At 49.9% G+C, this 18,464-nt stretch carries 17 protein-coding genes; 8 read left to right on the top strand and 9 right to left on the bottom strand.

The genetic code is table 11. The features are described 5' to 3' along the window. The first annotated feature begins 205 nt into the window (after positions 1-205). Positions 206-1,213 carry an HTH-type transcriptional regulator GalR gene (gene galR / locus D8682_RS20015; RefSeq protein WP_064543766.1) on the top strand — a complete coding sequence of 336 codons (1,008 nt, stop codon included), beginning with the start codon at positions 206-208 and terminating at the stop codon, positions 1,211-1,213. Between the two features lie 5 nt (positions 1,214-1,218). Here galR and D8682_RS20010 read toward each other — a convergent pair whose 3' ends face one another. The 5 genes from D8682_RS20010 to D8682_RS19990 form a co-directional block, all read right to left on the bottom strand. Next, entirely contained in the window at positions 1,219-1,641 is a 423-nt protein-coding gene (locus D8682_RS20010) for a lysozyme inhibitor LprI family protein (protein ID WP_064543764.1), read from the bottom strand. Between the two features lie 163 nt (positions 1,642-1,804). Beyond that, positions 1,805-2,254 carry a GNAT family N-acetyltransferase gene (locus D8682_RS20005; RefSeq protein WP_064543763.1) on the bottom strand — a complete coding sequence of 150 codons (450 nt, stop codon included), beginning with the start codon at positions 2,252-2,254 and terminating at the stop codon, positions 1,805-1,807. Then, on the bottom strand, positions 2,251-3,024 hold the full coding sequence (locus D8682_RS20000; RefSeq protein ID WP_064543761.1) for an FCD domain-containing protein: 774 nt from the start codon (positions 3,022-3,024) through the stop codon (positions 2,251-2,253). The genes D8682_RS20005 and D8682_RS20000 overlap by 4 nt, the downstream gene beginning before the upstream one ends. Before the next feature lie 89 nt (positions 3,025-3,113). Further along, positions 3,114-4,541, bottom strand: a complete 1,428-nt coding sequence (locus D8682_RS19995) for a glycoside hydrolase family 1 protein (RefSeq protein ID WP_121814985.1) — start codon at positions 4,539-4,541, stop codon at positions 3,114-3,116. A gap of 7 nt (positions 4,542-4,548) precedes the next feature. Next, entirely contained in the window at positions 4,549-5,886 is a 1,338-nt protein-coding gene (locus tag D8682_RS19990; protein ID WP_064543759.1) for a PTS sugar transporter subunit IIC, read from the bottom strand. A 414-nt stretch (positions 5,887-6,300) separates the two neighbouring features. Here D8682_RS19990 and D8682_RS19985 point away from each other — a divergent pair, with 414 nt between their 5' ends. Beyond that, complete coding sequence (locus D8682_RS19985) at positions 6,301-7,323, top strand: LacI family DNA-binding transcriptional regulator (protein WP_121814984.1); 1,023 nt, start codon at positions 6,301-6,303, stop codon at positions 7,321-7,323. Here the strand turns inward: D8682_RS19985 and lysA are convergent. After that, complete coding sequence (gene lysA / locus D8682_RS19980; RefSeq protein ID WP_064543756.1) at positions 7,309-8,571, bottom strand: diaminopimelate decarboxylase; 1,263 nt, start codon at positions 8,569-8,571, stop codon at positions 7,309-7,311. The genes D8682_RS19985 and lysA overlap by 15 nt on opposite strands. A gap of 233 nt (positions 8,572-8,804) precedes the next feature. Between lysA and D8682_RS19975 the strand changes: the two genes are divergently transcribed. Beyond that, positions 8,805-9,728: a LysR family transcriptional regulator gene (locus D8682_RS19975; RefSeq protein WP_064543786.1), complete on the top strand. Its 924-nt coding sequence runs from the start codon at positions 8,805-8,807 to the stop codon at positions 9,726-9,728. A 1-nt stretch (position 9,729) separates the two neighbouring features. Here the strand turns inward: D8682_RS19975 and D8682_RS19970 are convergent, their stop codons facing one another. After that, positions 9,730-10,896 carry an MFS transporter gene (locus D8682_RS19970; protein ID WP_064543754.1) on the bottom strand — a complete coding sequence of 389 codons (1,167 nt, stop codon included), beginning with the start codon at positions 10,894-10,896 and terminating at the stop codon, positions 9,730-9,732. A 204-nt stretch (positions 10,897-11,100) separates the two neighbouring features. Continuing rightward, entirely contained in the window at positions 11,101-11,799 is a 699-nt protein-coding gene (locus D8682_RS19965) for an aspartate/glutamate racemase (RefSeq protein ID WP_121814983.1), read from the bottom strand. Positions 11,800-11,965: 166 nt separating this feature from the next. Between D8682_RS19965 and D8682_RS19960 the strand changes: the two genes are divergently transcribed. Further along, positions 11,966-12,289 (top strand): cupin domain-containing protein, encoded by a 324-nt coding sequence (locus tag D8682_RS19960; RefSeq protein ID WP_121814982.1) that lies wholly within the window; start codon positions 11,966-11,968, stop codon positions 12,287-12,289. Positions 12,290-12,351: 62 nt separating this feature from the next. On the opposite strand, the gene wzz(fepE) is transcribed toward D8682_RS19960, so the two are convergent. After that, complete coding sequence (gene wzz(fepE), locus D8682_RS19955; RefSeq protein WP_121814981.1) at positions 12,352-13,467, bottom strand: LPS O-antigen length regulator Wzz(fepE); 1,116 nt, start codon at positions 13,465-13,467, stop codon at positions 12,352-12,354. A gap of 699 nt (positions 13,468-14,166) precedes the next feature. Here wzz(fepE) and D8682_RS19950 point away from each other — a divergent pair. Genes D8682_RS19950 through D8682_RS19935 form a run of 4 tightly spaced genes read left to right on the top strand, consistent with a single transcriptional unit; the run spans position 14,167 to position 18,410 of the window. Next, positions 14,167-15,057, top strand: coding sequence for a carbohydrate ABC transporter permease (locus D8682_RS19950; RefSeq protein ID WP_121814980.1), 891 nt, complete (start codon positions 14,167-14,169; stop codon positions 15,055-15,057). After that, the gene (locus D8682_RS19945; RefSeq protein ID WP_064543744.1) at positions 15,050-15,964 is read left to right on the top strand and encodes a carbohydrate ABC transporter permease; all 915 of its coding nucleotides are present in this window, start codon (positions 15,050-15,052) and stop codon (positions 15,962-15,964) included. The genes D8682_RS19950 and D8682_RS19945 overlap by 8 nt, the downstream gene beginning before the upstream one ends. A 13-nt stretch (positions 15,965-15,977) precedes the next feature. Then, positions 15,978-17,105 (top strand): ABC transporter ATP-binding protein, encoded by a 1,128-nt coding sequence (locus tag D8682_RS19940; protein ID WP_064543742.1) that lies wholly within the window; start codon positions 15,978-15,980, stop codon positions 17,103-17,105. Positions 17,106-17,120: 15 nt separating this feature from the next. After that, the gene (locus D8682_RS19935) at positions 17,121-18,410 is read left to right on the top strand and encodes an ABC transporter substrate-binding protein (protein WP_064543740.1); all 1,290 of its coding nucleotides are present in this window, start codon (positions 17,121-17,123) and stop codon (positions 18,408-18,410) included. Positions 18,411-18,464 lie beyond the last annotated feature (54 nt).

The following is an 18,464-nucleotide window of genomic DNA, read 5'->3' as shown; positions in this document are numbered from 1 at the left end:
GTCTGAAATCATTAAAAATCCAGAACATGACAATCACTCCCGTTGCGCTTAAATTTCAGCGGCAAATAAGTGTAACGATTACACTAAAAATGGCCGTTTTTTGCATGAGTTTGCGACGATGAATACAGTTGCGCGCTTGAAGTAGCACGACTTTTCCGTAACACTTAAAATTGTGTAAACGCTTACCCACTCAGGAACACTTTCGATGGCGACAATAAAGGATGTAGCAAAACTGGCAGGCGTTTCTGTCGCCACGGTATCTCGTGTCATTAATGATTCACCAAAAGCCAGCGAGGCGTCACGTCTGGCGGTGACCAGTGCGATGGAAGAACTGAATTACCACCCTAACGCAAATGCGCGAGCGCTGGCTCAGCAAACTACTGAAACTATTGGTTTGATAGTGGGTGATGTATCCGATCCCTTCTTCGGCGCGATGGTCAAAGCCGTCGAACAAGTCGCCTATCGTACCGGCAACTTTTTATTGATTGGTAACGGTTACCACAACGAACAAAAAGAACGCCAGGCAATTGAGCAACTCATCCGCCATCGTTGTGCCGCCCTGGTGGTTCATGCAAAAAAAATCCCTGATAGCGAACTGATTTCATTAATGAAGCAGATGCCGGGCATGGTAGTTATCAACCGCATTATTCCCGGTTTCGAGCAGCGCTGTGTGGCGCTGGATGACCGCTACGGCGCCTGGCTTGCCACACGCCATCTGATTCAACAAGGCCATACCAAAATTGGCTACCTCTGTTCCAACCACCAGATTTCAGATGCAGAGGACCGCTTGCAAGGTTATTACGACGCACTAACCGAACACGGTTTACCGGTTAACGAGCGGTTAGTGACTTACGGTGAACCTGATGAAAGCGGCGGCGAGTTGGCAATGACAGAGTTGTTAGGTCGTGGAAGACATTTCAGCGCCGTTGCGTGTTACAACGACTCCATGGCCGCAGGAGCGATGGGCGTGTTGAACGACAACGGGATTGATGTACCAAAAGAGATTTCACTGATTGGCTTCGATGATGTGTTGATCTCACGCTACGTACGCCCGCGCCTGACAACCGTTCGTTACCCAATCATCACCATGGCGGCGCAGGCCGCAGAACTGGCCCTGGCGCTGGCTGAAAAACGTGAGTTACCTGAAATCACGCATATGTTCAGCCCAACGCTGGTACGCCGCCATTCGGTGATTACTTATTCAGGAGAGTAATGATATTAATCATCACTCAACTGTTTGATTCTCGAAAGGTTCATTTCGATGATTGTTTGGTAAGCGGCAAGACCGCCGCCATTACCTGAACCGTAGGACGTCAACACGCGATGGCTTTCGGCAGTGCGAAACTCACGATACGCACGCTCTGCATTGTCGAATGCCTTAACAGGCTGCAGTGACTTGCTCCCTTCGCTCATATTCTCAAGCTCGACCAGATCCGCCCGCGTCTTTTTCTCAATTGCGACCAGTTCGGCCTCAGATTGCTTCACCACGGCCGGATAACATTCACGCTGCTCGGCAGTCGATTCTTTCGCTTCGCATTGTTTGTAAAGCGCCTGGGCAGACTCAGCGGCAACCGCTGGCAGCGAAGTCATCGCAACTAACACCGTTCCCGCTACCATTGACTGAATTGAGTTAAGCTTCATTTCCGCTCCTTGTTGTTGATATAAGGCCACCAAACCTCGGCCCTCACAGATGTGAGAATAATGTTACTGATTTTCAGTAGTGCAGGCGAGGTTTCGGTCGTATTACGATGGTGATGGGCAACAATTCAGACAATTGGTGAGTGAGCACTCAGGGAAGAGAGATTTAAAGAGTAAACCGATAAAGGTGCACAGACTTGCTCGGGTAGTCTAGTCCGTCGCCGATATACTGCCAGCCAAAACGCTCGTAGTAATCTTTACAGGCCGAATAGAGATACAACTGGGGGTAGCCGAGCGTACGGGCATATTCAATAACGTGCTGTTGCAATTGTGCGCCTAACCCGCGGCCACGCTGCTTTTCATCAATGTATAACGCCGCGAGCCACGGATAGAGATCCTGGCGGCTAATTAAATCGCAGCGCCACAACCCTACCGTTCCTACTAACTTGTCCCCCTCTACAGCGACAAATGTCAGCGGCATTTCCCCTTCTCGCTGGCTGGTTGCCACAATTGAGGCGAAAAAGTCACGGCTATCAGAGGTGCCAAACGCTTGCCACAGCCAGTCCGTCACTTGCGGCCCATATTGTGGTACGGCGTAGAGTGGCAGAATCTTCACATCAACTTCCCCTGGAAAATGGGAACCGACTCGAATAAGTAGCCATCAAAATCTGGTGCATCGGAGTCAGACTGTTCAAGCAGGCTGTTTTTAACGTTTTCTAAATGCTGCCACATCGCCTGCCACGAACCCATCACATCGCGGCGGCGCAGCGCTGCCAGAATGGTTTGCAGGTCACCCAGCCATTTCAGGCGATAGCTACGGGTGTCGATATGCGCACGTAATTGCTGCCACATCGGGCTGCTATCAAGATGACGCCAGATACTTTCTACCGTCGCCAACAACATCTGGTTTTGCGACGCCCCTGCCAGAACCAGGTGAAACATCTTGCAGTTGTCCTGGCTCAGGTCATTCATCGCAATGGCACGTTGTTCTTGTTCAAGGATACGTTTGAGGTTATCGATATCCGCTTTGGTGGCCATTTTTGCGGCAAAGGCCGCAATATTACTTTCGAGCAACTGGCGTGCTTGCAGCATTTCAAAGGGACCAATATCGCTACTGAAAAAAGCTTCTTCTTCCGCTTCATTTTCTGCCGGAACGCGCGTCACATACACACCCGATCCCTGGCGAATATCGACCGTGCCCTGCAATTCCAGCATCAGTAATGCTTCACGAACAATGGTGCGACTGACACCGTACGTTTCGGCAATGTTACGTTCAGGCGGCAAACGCGAACCGACCGGATACAATCCCTGCATGATTTGCGCGCGCAGATCCTCACCAATTTCCTGGTATTGTTTTTTTTCTGGCGAAAGCACTACCTTGTCCACGATATCACCCGTATTTGTCGATTCTCAGCGGCATAACGTACTGCCGCTGATTAATGCCTGCTAGCTTATCAAATTAAGCTGCTGAATGATTATTTCCATTCATCATCAATATTGAGCTGTAAAGTGCGCGACTCACTTAAAGAGCGATACCAATGGGCTGACTTTTTCGCCCTCCGCGCACGATTATTTTGCAGATCAATTTCAATCAAACCATAGCGGTTTTTGAAAGCGTTCATTGGCGAAACGTTATCGGTAAAGGCCCACAGCATGTAACCCTGGCAGTTTGCGCCCTCTTCGCGGGCACGCAGCGCCTGGTACAAATGTTCGCTGATAAAGCTGATGCGATAATCATCCGCTATCACGCCATCGGCATTGCGGAATTGCGCTTCGTTTTCCGTCCCCATGCCGCTTTCCGCCACAAACCACGGGATATTGCGATACTCGGTTTTAATGCGCATCGCCATGTCATAAACAATGCGTGGATAAATTTCCCAGCCGCGCGACTTATTCATGCGCCGCCCTGGCAATTCAAACGGCTCGTAGTAATAAGCGGGATGGAATGGCGTTTCTGGGTTCCAGGCGCGCGACGGCGCTTTGACACGATGCGGGTAATACAGGTTGATACCCAGCTCGTCGACAGTATTCTCGCGAATAATCGCTAATTCCTGTTCGTTGAAATCCCATTGCACGTCATGTTTTTCCAGCAGTTCGAACAACTGCTGAGGATATTCACCATGCACTAACGGGTCTAAAAATACCCGGTTGTAGAACAGGTCGTAAATCTGCGCGGCTTGCCGATCATGGGCAGCACTCGAACGCGCATAAGTGACTTCCGGGTTAAGAATGCAGCCCACGGTTCCGCTGTAACCTTTCTCACGGAACAGTTTCACCACTTTCGCCGTAGCGAGGTTTTTATGGTGATTCCACTGCATCCACTTATGGGTATTTTGCTCGTATGGCCAGCGTAACGCATCCAGATAGACGCGGGTTTGCACTACAATCGGCTCGTTAAACGTAAACCAGCGATTCACCTTGTGAGCGTAACGGGCAAAGACTTTTTCCGCATACAACACATACAACTCGACCACTTTTTTCGACGCCCAACCGCCATAGTTTTCGAACAGCGTGGCGGGCAGTTCATAATGTTCGAGGCAGATCATCGGTTCAATGCCGGTGCGGCGCATTTCGTCGATCAGATTGTCGTAATACTGCGCATATTCCTCGTCGACGATGCCCTTTTCATAATCGGTGAAAAAACGCGACCAGTTAATTGAGGTGCGGTAATGCGTCAGCCCCGCCAGTTTCATCAATGCGACATCTTCACGATAGCGATTGATAAAATCAGTGGCGACTGCTGGGCCATAGCCCTCGTGCCACACATGGCGGTCGTTTTTGTACCAGGCATCCAGCCAGGAATCCTGCCCTTCTTTTTTGCCGCTCCAGCCTTCGGTTTGCCAGGCTGATGCCGCAGCGCCGAGGATAAAATCTTTTGGGATAGTGACTTTTACGTTGCTCATGCCTTCCTCACGCGTTTTTGGCAAGTTGTTGCTGTTCGGCCTGCAACTGCGCCTGCTCAGCACGGCGAGAGGCAATTTTCACAAACGGCAGATAAATCAGCACGGAAACCAGAATACAGCCCAATTGTGTCACCACCGCGCCCATCGAACCGGCGGTAGAGAGCCAGGCGTTAATCAACGGCGGTGTGGTCCACGGCACCATCACTACCGCTTTACCAGCAAAACCCATTGCGGTGGCGAAGTAGCCAATCGTGCCGGTTACCAGTGGGGTAATAATGAAGGGAATAGCCAAAATTGGGTTTAGCATAATCGGCATACCAAAAATCACCGGCTCGTTGATATTAAAAATGCCGGGGCCGAAAGAGAGCTTAGCTATCTCTTTCATTTCTTTGCGTTTAGTGGCAATCATTACCGCAATCAGCAAGCCGATGGTTAAACCCGAACCGCCAATACTCATGTACACATCCCAGAACGGCATGGTGATGATATTGGGGATCTCTTTACCTTGCTCAAAAGCACTCATGTTGACGGTAATCGCGCCAAGCAGCAGCGGTTCACGGATAGGTTTGATCATCTGGTTACCGTGAATACCGATAACCCAGAACAGCTGAGCGACAAACATCAGCAGCAAAATACCCGGCAGGCTCTGCACCACTTTTTCCAGCGGTTGCTGCACCACCTGATACACCGCGTCATACAGATACATGCCGGTGGTCTGATGGAAGATGAAACCGAAAGTCGCGATGGCGGTAACGGTGATGATTGAAGGAATTAATGCAGAGAAAGAGGCAGAGACATTTGGCGGAACGGTATCAGGCATTTTGATTTTCAGCCCTTCGCGTTTTTCCAGCCAGCAGTAAACTTCAACCGACAAAATGGCAATAAACATGCCGAGGAACAGGCTGCGGGTATCAGAAAACTGGCGTGCCAGAATATCTTTCACCATGTGCATTTGCCCATCGACCATCATTTCGATGGTCGTTGGCGTCACGCAAATAAAGCAAATCACCGCCAGCAAGCCGGGGAACAAACTTTTAATACCGTTGATGCGCCCCAATTCGATACCAATCAGGAACACCGCACCGATGTTCAAAAAGTTAAGCGTGGCGTAGTTAATCGCCGCGGTGATTGGTTTCAGCTGTGCCAGAAACGACAATGCAGAAAAACTGGCCAGGCCGTTTTTCGGGTCCAGCACCATGTTAGAAATCAGTACCGAGAACGCCCCGACAATAATCACTGGCATCAGGGTGATGAACGAGGCTTTGATCGCCATAATATAACGGTAACTGTTGAATTTCGTGGCGAAACTCCCCAGCGAGTCGATTAACTTTTCCTGTAATGCCATTGGGTATACCTCTGTGTTGTCGTTTTTTATTATGTAGGGTGATGTTTAACGAACGTTTTGGTATGCCAAAAATAGGATCAACCGCCTAACAATTCCGTGATAAATGTCCCACATCGTTATATTGGAATTCCAATAAAACCAATTTGGCATACCAAATAAATTCATACCCTAAATAATTCAAGATGCAGGAAGGCGGCAAAAGAAGGAATCCCGATGAGCTTACTAAAGTAAGTGATTCGGGTGATTGAAAGCAGCCAACGCGCCTGCAACTTGAAGTATGACGGGTACAAAAGCGTGATCCGCTCCGCCAAATGGCATAGCGAAGCCGCAAGCACGATGTTTCATCAGCCCAGCGTGATAAACTAGCGAAATTATGCGACCACGCGGCTAAGCGTCTTACTCAGGAATGAATTGATGGTAACAATGCTGGATGTCGCGCTACGCGCAGGCGTTTCCAAAGCAACGGTATCACGCGTGCTCAACGGGATTGGGCAAGTCAAAGAGACCACCCGCGAACAGGTGTTTAGCGCTATGGAAGAGTTAGGTTATCGCCCTAATTTTCTGGCGCGATCGCTCGCCAATCGCAGCAGTAATAGTGTGGGTCTGGTGGTATCGACGTTTGATGGCTTCTACTTTGGCCGACTGTTACAACAAGCCTCGCGCCAGACTGAAGTGTGGGGAAAGCAACTGATTGTCACCGATGGGCACGACACACCGCAGAAAGAACTCGAAGCCGTGCAAATGCTGGTAGACCGGCACTGTGACGCCATTGTGCTGTACACCCGTTTTATGAGTGAACGTACATTATTGTCGCTAATGAATAGCATCAAAGTGCCGCTGGTGGTGATTAACCGCGATGTGAGCCAGGCGCGCGATCGCTGCGTTTTCTTCGAACAACAAGATGCCGCATTTAAAGCGACAGACTATTTAATTCAGCAGGGCCATCGCGATATTGCCTGTATCACCGTACCGATTTCCACGCCAACCGGCCAGGCGCGCCTGATGGGCTATCGGCAAGCACTGCAAAAACATAGCATTGCTTTTAGCGAAGATCGGGTGAAATACGGCGATTCCAGCATGGAGCTTGGCCACAAGCTGTGCCTGGAGTTACTGGAAAGCCGCGTCCCGTTTACTGCACTGTTTGCCTGCAACGACGATATGGCGCTGGGTGCGTCGAAAGCGCTGCATCAGGCTGGAGTGCGCATTCCGCAAGATATTTCGTTGTTTGGTTTTGATGATGCGCCGAGCGCGCAGTGGCTGGAGCCTGCGTTATCCAGCGTTTATTTGCCTATCGATAACATGATCATCACGGCTATCAATCAGGCAATAAAACTGGCAAACGGCGAGTCGCTCGAGGCGATCCCACCGTTTGTTGGCAAGCTGGTGTTGCGGGAATCCGTGGGGCCTGGCCCGTTTTACAGTTTAGATAAGCTCTAAAGCCAACAACTCCTGCACCGTCTGGCGGCGGCGAATCAGCCGCGCTTTGCCGTTATCAAACAATACTTCCGGCAGCAGCGGGCGGCTATTGTAGTTGGACGACATCGATGCGCCATACGCGCCGGTATCGTGCAGCACCAGATAGTCGCCGACTTGCACCGGTGGCAGCGCACGGGTTTCCACTTTGCCACCTTCTTGCTGGGTAAACACATCGCCGGATTCACACAATGGACCGGCGACCACGGTTTCGACCAGTGGCAACGTCGCCAGCTCACGTCCATCCCCCGCTAACGCAGAAATATGATGATAGCTACCGTACATTGACGGGCGCATCAAATCGTTAAAACCGGCATCAATCAGCACGAAGTGGCGCGAGCCCATGTTTTTCACTGAACGCACTTGTGCCACCAGCACGCCCGATTCCGCCACCAGGAAACGCCCAGGTTCGATCTCCAGTTTCACCGGATGCCCCAGACGTTGAGCGATTTTTTCACGAGCCGCATTCCACAAACCGTAATAATGATTGGTGTCGATGGTTTCTTCGCCTTCGCGATAGGGAATCGACAAACCACCGCCTGCGGAAATAGCTTCCAGATCCTGACCAAAATCAATCACCTGTTGCACCATCGCGCCACAAACACGTTCCAGATGCCCGTAATCAACGCCTGAACCAATATGCATATGAATGCCGACCAGTTGCAGTTTGTAGCGTTGAATCACCTCCAGCGCCTGCGGTAAATCCGCATGCCAGATACCGTGTTTGCTGTTTTCACCGCCAGTATTGGTTTTCTGGCTGTGACCGTGACCAAAGCCTGGATTGACGCGCAACCAGACACGATGCCCCGGCGACACTTCGCCAAGCTGCTGCAACATATCAACGGAACCGGCGTTAACCGGGATTTGCTGTTCGGCGACTAACGCCAGAGTTGGCTGGTCAATCATATCGGCAGTAAAAACGATGTCGTCTTTGTTCTCCAGCGGCTGATATCCCGCCGCTAACGCCCGTTCAATTTCGCCCTGCGAAACCGAATCGACCTTCACGCCTTGTTCGCGCATCAGGCGCAAAATATGAATGTTGGAACAGGCTTTTTGGGCAAAACGAATCACATCAAACTGGCGCAGTTGCGCGATTTGCTGGCGAATAATTTCTGCATCGTATACCCAGACCGGGCAACCAAATTCAGCAGGCAATGCCAGCAAGTTTTGCGCATTCAACGCAGTTTCAGGGTTATTCAGTGGGCGTGGCATGGTGACTCCGGCAACAATTCATTTTTTTGTATTACGCCATAGATTGAAGAGTAGAAAAAATATCGTTTTCTGCCAAGTCTATTCATTTATGATATGGATATATCTCCCCTCACCCTGGCCCTCTCCCTGAGGGAGAGGGAAGAAAACCAGACCAATCTCCTTGAGTCCCTCTCCTGGGGGAGAAGGCCAGGGTGAGGGCGCTCATTGCTGACCCAAAACACAAAGGCCAAAACATGCCCTCAATCACCTTACGCCACATCGAAATTTTCCATGCGGTAATGACTGCCGGTAACCTCACCGAAGCAGCAGCATTGCTGCATACTTCGCAACCCACCGTCAGCCGTGAACTGGCAAGACTTGAGAAGTTGATTGGCCTGCAATTATTCGAACGTAGCCGTGGGCGCTTGCACCCTACCGTTCAGGGCTTGCGCTTGTTTGAAGAAGTGCAGCGCTCCTGGTACGGGCTGGACAGAATACTGAGTGCCGCAGAAAGCCTGCGCGAATTTCGCCAGGGCGAGCTATCTATCGCCTGCCTGCCGGTGTTTTCACAATCTTTCTTGCCGGTATTGGTGCAACCGTTTTTGGCACGCTATCCGGAACTAAGTCTGAATATTGTGCCGCAAGAATCGCCGTTGCTGGAAGAATGGCTATCGGCACAACGCCATGATTTGGGCCTGACCGAAAACACCGTGACGCCTGCCGGAACTGACCGCCAGACTTTGCTGACGCTTAACGAAGTTTGTGTTCTGCCTGCCGGGCATCGCCTCGCCGATAAAAAAGTGCTGACACCGCAAGATTTTGCCGGAGAAAACTACATCAGCTTGTCGCGTACCGACAGTTATCGGCAGCTTCTGGATTCACTGTTTCAGGAACACGACGTTAAGCGACGAATGGTGATGGAAACGCACAGTGCAGCGTCGGTGTGTGCGATGGTACGGGCGGGAGTTGGGGTTTCCGTGGTCAATCCGTTGACCGCTCTGGATTATGCTTCCAGTGGCGTTGTGGCGCGGCGCTTTAGCGTGGCGGTGCCGTTTACCGTGAGCCTGATTCGCCCACTGCACCGCCCTGCTTCTGCGCTGGTCACGGCATTCAGCGAACATTTGCAAAACAGCATGCAAATCTACACCGAGCCACTTAGCGCGTTGTTGGATGCCTGAATTAGTGTTCTGTTACTGGCAGTTGATGACCAGTGCCATTGCTGAAGTTAATCAGGCAGATGACCAACCCAATAGCAGCAAGTCCTGCCGCCGCAACCGGTACGGCGGTCAGGCCGTAACCATGAGCAATCACGGCTCCGCCAACCCACGCACCTAGCGCATTGCCAACGTTAAAAGCTGCAATGTTCAACGTCGACACCAGGTTGGGTGCATCTTTGCCGTGTAGCACCACATTGATTTGCAGCGCAGGAACGGTGGCGAATGCCGCCATTGCCCAGAGAAACAGCGTGATTTCTGCAAGCCACATACCGTGGCTGGTCCAGCGGAACAGCAACGAGAAAATCGCAATCAGGCTGAAGCTTAAGATCAAACTAAATGAAACGCGCCAGTCGGCCAGTCGGCCGCCAAGAATATTGCCAACCGTTAACCCCGCACCAATCAGGAACAACGTCCAGCTCACGCCCTGATTTGTAATGCCCGTGACCTGCAACAGCATCGGCGCAATATAGCTAAATAAGGCAAACATCGCGGCGGCAAAAAAGACCGTCATTGACAGCGAAAGCCAAAGTTTACCGTTCGCCAGGGCGCTCACTTCGCGCTTCAGATCGGCAGGCGTTTCCTCTTTTTGCGATGGCAAACTAACTATCAGCGCGATAAACGCCACCACACCGATAATCGCCACGCCCCAGAATGTCGAACGCCAGCCGTACAGTTGCCCAAACCAGGTGCCGATTGGCACGCCAAGCACATTCGCTAATGTCAGACCCGTGAACATCAAAGCCACCGCCGACGCTTTGCGATTTGGCGCGACCAGGCTTGCTGCCACCACGGCACCAATGCCAAAAAATGCACCGTGGCACAGCGCGGTAATAATGCGCGCCAGCATCAGGAATTGATAATTCAGCGCCAGTGCGCACAGGATGTTGCCGACGATAAAAATTACCATCAGTAGCACGAGAGAAAGTTTGCGCGGCAAACGTGCCGTCAGTAACGCCATGATCGGTGCGCCAATCGCGACCCCGAGCGCGTAGCCGCTAATCAGCCAGCCTGCAGTGGGAATCGAGATCGTCAGGTCTCCGGCCACTTCGGGCAGCAGGCCCATAATCACGAACTCCGTCGTGCCGATGGCAAAGGCACTCATCGCCAGCGCCAGCAAGGAAACAGGCATGGGAAAACTCCAGGTTGCAGAAATAACAAAAGGCGGAAGAACGTGGTTCAACCGCCAGAATGCGAGGATGTCAGAGGTGCAGCTTGTTTGAAAAAACGTGCGCTGCTTAACAAATTAATAACACAAAAAACGCCGGGTATGACCCGGCGTGCGCTGAGGATACTCGATTTTTCATTTATCTTTTTGAAATTAAAAAAGAAAAAATCACACCTCAGCAAGCATAAATTTCACTGCATCTTCAGCATGAATGGCGGCAGTATCAAACACTGGTAATGGGCAATCTTGCTGGTTAAGCAGCAAGCCAATTTCGGTGCAGCCAAAAATCACCCCTTCTGCGCCTTGCTTCTGCAACTCTTTAATCACTTGCTGATAATAGTGCTTCGACTCGGCAGTGATTTTTCCAAGACACAGTTCTTCAAAGATGACCTGATTAATGCGCTGGCGCTGCTCTTCATGGGGAATTAACGATTCAATGCCAAACTCAGCATTCAGGCGGTCTCGGTAAAAATCCTGTTCCATGGTGTAACGCGTCCCCAGCAAAGCAACACGCTGAACATTTTGCGCAGTAATGGCGCGCCCCGTCGCATCCGCGATGTGCAAGAACGGCAGCGAGCAACGTGATTCAATGTGGTGTGCCACTTTGTGCATGGTGTTGGTACACAGCACGATGCCTTCGGCCCCGGCTTTTTGCAGGCCAAGCGCTGCTTGCGCCAGCATATCGCCAGCTAAATCCCATTCACCGCTGGCCTGACAGGCTTCAATCTCATGAAAATCAACACTGTGCAGCACAATTTTTGCCGAATGCAGCCCACCTAAACGCGTCTTAATACCTTCATTAATCAATCGATAATAAGGAATTGTCGATTCCCAACTCATGCCACCCAGCAAGCCAATTGTTTTCATTTTTTCGTCACCTGTTCTTTGTCATGACATTGGTTATAACAGAGAGATTATCAGGCAGGAAAGCGTGATCGGCCTTACAAAACTCTGGTGCCAACTATCGCAAAGGGAATTTTCAGGTTACGATTATTTAAATGAAACAATGTTTCACGTAACCAAGGATCGAAAGATGTTCACTTTTATTAAAGATACTCAACTGGAAGATTTAGGTGCTGGCGTGAGCCGCCGTATCCTGGCGCACGACGGCAAAATGATGGCAGTACAGGTTAACTTTGAAAAAGGTGCCATCGGCCCGATGCACAATCACCCACATGAGCAGTTAACTTATGTGCTGTCTGGCGAATTTGAATTCACCATCGGTGAAGAAACTCACCGTGTGACCACGGGCGACACACTCTATAAAGAACCTCACGTGATGCACGGCTGCGTATGCCTGGCTGCTGGCACACTTTTGGATACTTTCACCCCAATCCGTGAAGATTTTCTGAAGTAAGTGCCAAAAAAACGGCTGCTTCCAGGTTTTGGAAGCAGCCGTTTATACAGCAATATCAGCGATTATATTTCTTCAATTCTCATACGAGACGACATCGCACCACGAACCAGCACAGAACCCGCCGCCACAATCAAGCCAACCAGCGCCGCCAACACAACAATCAGTGATTTACTGGCGCCATCTTTTTTTACCGGTAGCGAAGGCTGCATCTGGTATTTGAAAGGTGTGAAATCAACTGAGCCAAGATTTATCGCCTGCAATGCGCTCAGAACATGCTCACGATTTTGTATTGAGACATTCAACTGAGCTACGTCTTTAATCGATTGTTCAATTTTTAGCTTTTCGGCTAAGCCATTTGCCCCAAGCGAAATGGAGTAATCAGGGTCGTCTTTCACTGCCTGGCTATTGCTGTATACCGGATTTTTCAGGCCCGCAGCATTCGCCACCTGTAACGAGTAACCCAAACGCTCAACGTTCACATTATGTTGGTTTTCAAGGTTGACCCGATCCAATGCCAGACGGTCTTTTTCATATGCTGTTTTTAATTCAACGGCATTTTTTACATCAGCGATGACGTCTTTATTCACTTGTTCGGCAATAAACTGAATGTAATTTTGCAGCACCTGCTGAGCATCATCAGCATCAGGCGCAGTAAAACCCAGGGTCCAGGAGGTGTAAGGCATATTGGTGGTTTTTTTAGGGTCACTATTGTCCATCGCGGTAAAATTTTGCGAGGCCCTGACGATGGCTTTGTACAATTCAGGGTTATCGACATCCCCATTCTTCACCAGCGCCTGCACATACGGAGATTGGCTGAGGAATTGTGCGCGAAGCTCCTGAGAATCAAACTTCTTCAAAAACGAATTATACAAGTTGACGGAACTCAGATTGGTTTCGACCCCAAGCACGGTGAGATTTACCATCGCGCGGTGTAACTCACTAACCTCTTCAGTTTCAGGTGGGGTAACAATCGCCTGGCTGGTCCATTTTTGCGGTAGCAGGAAGCTGGCTGCCAGCCCGCACAAAGCAAATAATAGTATAATAATGACTATTTGTTTTTTGGCGGCAAACAGAGTGGATAACAAGTCGAGTAAGTCAATCTCTTCATGGCGCGGTGCCACAAGCGGGTAAGGAGAGACATTTTCCAGGCGATTGGCTTTCATTTCAATAGAAGACATAACTGGCCGGTTTTTTATTTATGAAGAAAAAGGACGCGCAGTACCTTTCCTGAGTTGGGAAATTAAAACGGTTACGCGACGTTAAGAAAAAACGGAACAGGTCAGGTTTTAGGCGAGGATAAAGGCGGCATATTTTTCCTGGTGCATGTCATCATCGAGAGCAAAAAAACGCGTTTTCAACGTTATTTCTACCATCTATTAACGCATCAATAACAAAGCCACAACCTTGTAATGAAACGTAAACTTTCCTTATGAGTAGGCATTATCACGAAGAATAGCCTTAAAAACAACCCTCAATTCTTGTAGTTTTTAAATCAAGAAAAATTCTGTCCATTTTTACACAAGCCTCTAAAACCTCGCCTGTTTCACATAATCAAAACAGCGTTTCGACATCGATCACATTTCTCTGATGAATTGAATGACGTAGTTACAAATCGTAATAAGATAAATTAAAACGCTGTTTTACAAACCAAGAACCATGGTTCGCGTGTTTATGAAACCTGTTATCCATTACAGAAAATCGATAAGCACAATGGTGTTTTAATCTTTTATTTATCAATCAATTATCAGGGAATGAATATGACGATGATGCCCAACCCTTTTCGACCCATCAGATTTTCCACTTGGGTGAGGCAATGAGTTTCAAGAACATTTTTGTATCAAACAATTTTTAAACCATTGACCACCAGGTAGGTATGTATGAATGAAAACAGAATGCTGGGATTGGCATGGATTTCGCCCTACATAATAGGGTTGTTAGTCTTTACTGCCTTCCCGTTTGTTTCATCTTTCTTCCTCAGTTTTACTGAGTACGACTTGATGAACCCACCGGTGTTCACCGGTATTGAAAATTATCGCTACATGTTGACCGAAGATTCACTCTTCTGGAAATCCATGGGCGTAACGTTTGCCTACGTGTTTTTAACTATCCCGTTAAAACTCGCATTCGCGCTGGGCATCGCCTTTGTTCTGAACTTTAAACTGCGCGGCATCGGTTTCTTCCGTACTGCGTATTACATCCCCTCTATTCTGGGTAGCTCCGTTGCGATTGCCGTTTTATGGCGTGCGCTGTTTGCCATCGATGGCCTGCTGAATAGCTTTATTGGCGTGTTCGGTCTGGACCCAGTGAACTGGCTGGGTGAGCCTTCTTTGGCGCTGATGTCCGTTACGCTGCTGCGTGTCTGGCAGTTCGGTTCGGCGATGGTCATCTTCCTGGCTGCGCTGCAAAACGTTCCGCAATCACAGTATGAAGCGGCAATGATCGACGGCGCGTCCAAATGGCAGATGTTCACCAAAGTGACGGTTCCTTTGATTACGCCAGTCATCTTCTTCAACTTCATCATGCAGACCACGCAGGCGTTCCAGGAGTTTACCGCGCCATACATCATTACCGGCGGCGGCCCGACTCACTACAGCTACTTGTTCTCGCTGTATATCTACGACACCGCGTTCAAATACTTCGATATGGGTTATGGCGCAGCGCTGGCGTGGGTTCTGTTCCTGGTCGTGGCGGTCTTTGCCTCCATCGCCTTTAAGTCATCGAAATACTGGGTGTTCTACTCCGCAGATAAGGGAGGCAAAAATGGCTGATATTCCAACAAACCAGCTCGGTTCACCAAGCCAGACGGAATTGGCAGAGCAAGAAGTCGCCCGTACATTACGTCGCGAAAAAATCAGCCGTAGCATTCGCTATGTGGTGCTGATTATTGTCGGCCTGTTGATGCTCTACCCACTGGTGTGGATGTTCTCTGCCGCGTTTAAACCGAACCATGAGATCTTCACCACGCTGGGCCTGTGGCCGTCAAACCCAACCAGCGACGGTTTCGTCAACGGCTGGAAAACCGGTACTGAGTACACCTTTGGTCACTACATGCTGAACACCATGCAGTATGTGATTCCCAAAGTTCTGCTGACCATTATCTCTTCAACGATTGTCGCTTACGGCTTCGCCCGTTTCGAAATCCCGTTCAAGAAGTTCTGGTTCGCCACGTTGATTACCACCATGTTGCTGCCAAGCACTGTGCTGTTAATCCCGCAATACCTGATGTTCCGTGAAATGGGCATGTTGAATAGCTATTTACCCCTGTGGCTACCAATGGCATTTGCCACCCAAGGGTTCTTTGTCTTCATGTTGATCCAGTTCCTGCGTGGCGTACCACGCGATATGGAAGAAGCCGCGCAAATTGATGGCTGTAACTCCTTCCAGGTGCTCTGGTATGTGGTAGTGCCGATTCTGAAACCGGCCATTATCTCCGTCGCCCTGTTCCAGTTCATGTGGTCAATGAACGACTTTATCGGGCCGCTGATTTATGTGTACAGCGTCGACAAATACCCAATTGCACTGGCGCTCAAAATGTCTATCGACGTGACAGAAGGCGCTCCATGGAACGAAATTCTGGCAATGGCGAGCATCTCCATTCTGCCATCGATAATCATCTTCTTCCTGGCTCAACGCTACTTCGTACAAGGCGTGACCAGCAGCGGAATTAAAGGTTAAGTGAGGGAATATCATGGCTGAAGTTATTTTCAACAAATTGCAAAAAGTTTACTCCAACGGCTTCCAGGCGGTTCATGGTATCGACCTGAAAATTGAAGACGGTGAATTCATGGTTATCGTCGGCCCGTCTGGCTGTGCGAAATCAACCACCCTGCGCATGCTGGCGGGTCTGGAAACCATCAGCGGTGGCGAAGTCAGAATCGGCGACCGCGTGGTGAACAACCTGGCACCTAAATCTCGCGGTATCGCGATGGTGTTCCAGAACTACGCGTTGTACCCGCACATGACGGTACGTGAAAATCTGGCGTTCGGCCTGAAGCTGAGCAAACTGCCAAAAGACCAGATTGAGTCGCAAGTGAATGAAGCGGCCAAAATCCTTGAGCTGGATGAGCTGATGGACCGCCTGCCGCGCCAGTTATCTGGCGGCCAGGCACAGCGCGTGGCAGTAGGCCGTGCGATTGTGAAAAAACCGGATGTGTTCTTGTTCGACGAACCGTTATCAAACCTTGATGCCAAGCTGCGTGCGTCGATGCGTATTCGTATCTCCGACCTGCATAAGCAACTCAAGAAAAGCGGCAAGCCAGCCACCACCGTTTACGTGACCCACGATCAGACTGAAGCGATGACCATGGGCGACCGTATCTGCGTGATGAAACTGGGCCACATCATGCAGGTGGATACACCAGATAACCTCTATCACTACCCGAAAAACATGTTCGTGGCGGGCTTTATCGGTGCGCCAGAAATGAACATTCGCCCGAGCAAGTTGATCGAAAAAGACGGACGTCTGCAAATTAGCGTCGGTCAAGACACGCTGGCGCTGAACGAGCGCCAGCAAAAGCGTTGCGCTGAATACAAAGATCAGGACATTTTCTTCGGTATCCGTCCTGAATTTATTTCAATCTCTGATGAACCGTTCGCCCAAAGCCATTCCAGCGGTGAAATGGTGCGTGTGGAGAACATGGGTCATGAATTCTTCATCTACCTGAAAGTCGCTGATTTCGAAATGACCTGCCGCATCCCTTCCGATGAAGCTAAGCCAATGATTGAAAAGGGCCTTCACCGTAAGGTGTATTTCAAATTTGACATGGAAAAATGTCATATTTTCGACGCAAAAACAGAACAGAACATCTCACTCTGACAGGAGTCTATGATAATGAAAAAAGTGCTGTTAAGTACCCTGATTGCCTCAACCCTTGGCATGGCTGCTGGTTCTGCATTCGCGGCAGATCAAGTGGATTTACGCATGTCCTGGTGGGGCGGCAACGGACGCCATCAGGTGACTCTGAAGGCAGTTGAAGAGTTCCAGAAACAACATCCAAACATTAAGGTGAAGTCTGAATACACTGGTTGGGACGGCCACTTGTCCCGTCTGACCACACAAATCGCGGGCGGTACTGAGCCAGACGTGATGCAGACTAACTGGAACTGGCTGCCAATTTTCTCTAAAACCGGCACTGGCTTCTACGATCTTAATACCGTGAAAGGTGATCTGGATTTAACCCAGTTTGATCCCAAAGAACTGCAATCCACCACGGTTGACGGCAAGCTAAACGGGATCCCAATTTCCGTTACCGCGCGCGTGTTCTATTTCAACGACGAAACGTGGAAGAAAGCAGGCATCGCTTACCCAAAAACCTGGGAAGAGCTGATGGCAGCGGGTAAAACCTTCGAGAGCAAACTGGGCAAGCAATACTTCCCGGTGGTGTTAGAGCACCAGGATACGCTGGCTCTGCTGCGCTCTTACATGGTGCAGAAATACAATATTCCTGAAATCGACACCACCAAAAAGCAGTTTGGTTATTCCAAAGAGCAGTGGGTTGAGTTCTTCGGCATGTACAAGAAACTCATCGACAGCCACGTGATGCCTGACACTAAATACTATGCGTCATTTGGTAAGAGCAACATGTACGAAATGAAGCCGTGGATTGAAGGCGAGTGGGCGGGGACGTACATGTGGAACTCCACCATTAACAAATATTCCGACAACCTTAAGCCACCAGCGAAGCTTGAACTGGGTTCTTACCCAATGCTGCCAGGGGCGACAGATGCCGGTCTGTTCTTCAAACCTGCGCAAATGTTCTCTATCAGTAAAACGACCAAGCATCCGAAAGAAGCGGCGATGCTGATTAACTTCTTGCTCAACGAGAAGGCGGGCGTGGAGGCTTTGGGTCTGGAGCGCGGTGTGCCATTGAGCAAAGCGGCTGTAACCCAGCTGACTACTGATGGCGTAATCAAAGATAACGACCCATCAGTTGCAGGTCTGAAACTGGCGCAGTCACTGCCAAACAAACTGGCAACCTCACCGTACTTTGACGATCCGCAGATTGTTTCCCTGTTCGGAACCTCTTTGCAGTACATCGACTACGGCCAGAAAACCGTAGAAGAAACTGCAGCTGAGTTCGAGCGCCAGGGTAACCGCATCCTGAAACGTGCGATGCGTTAATTAAGCAGGCTAGTTTTGCTATCTATGCCCTGCCCCGCTTGCGTGGCAGGGCAT

Origin of the sequence: Buttiauxella sp. 3AFRM03 (genome assembly GCF_003675305.1) — a bacterium.
Taxonomy (GTDB): Bacteria; Pseudomonadota; Gammaproteobacteria; order Enterobacterales; family Enterobacteriaceae; genus Buttiauxella; species Buttiauxella ferragutiae.
The sequence above is the reverse complement of the archived record's forward strand: the minus strand, read 5'-3'. Positions and strand labels throughout refer to the sequence as shown.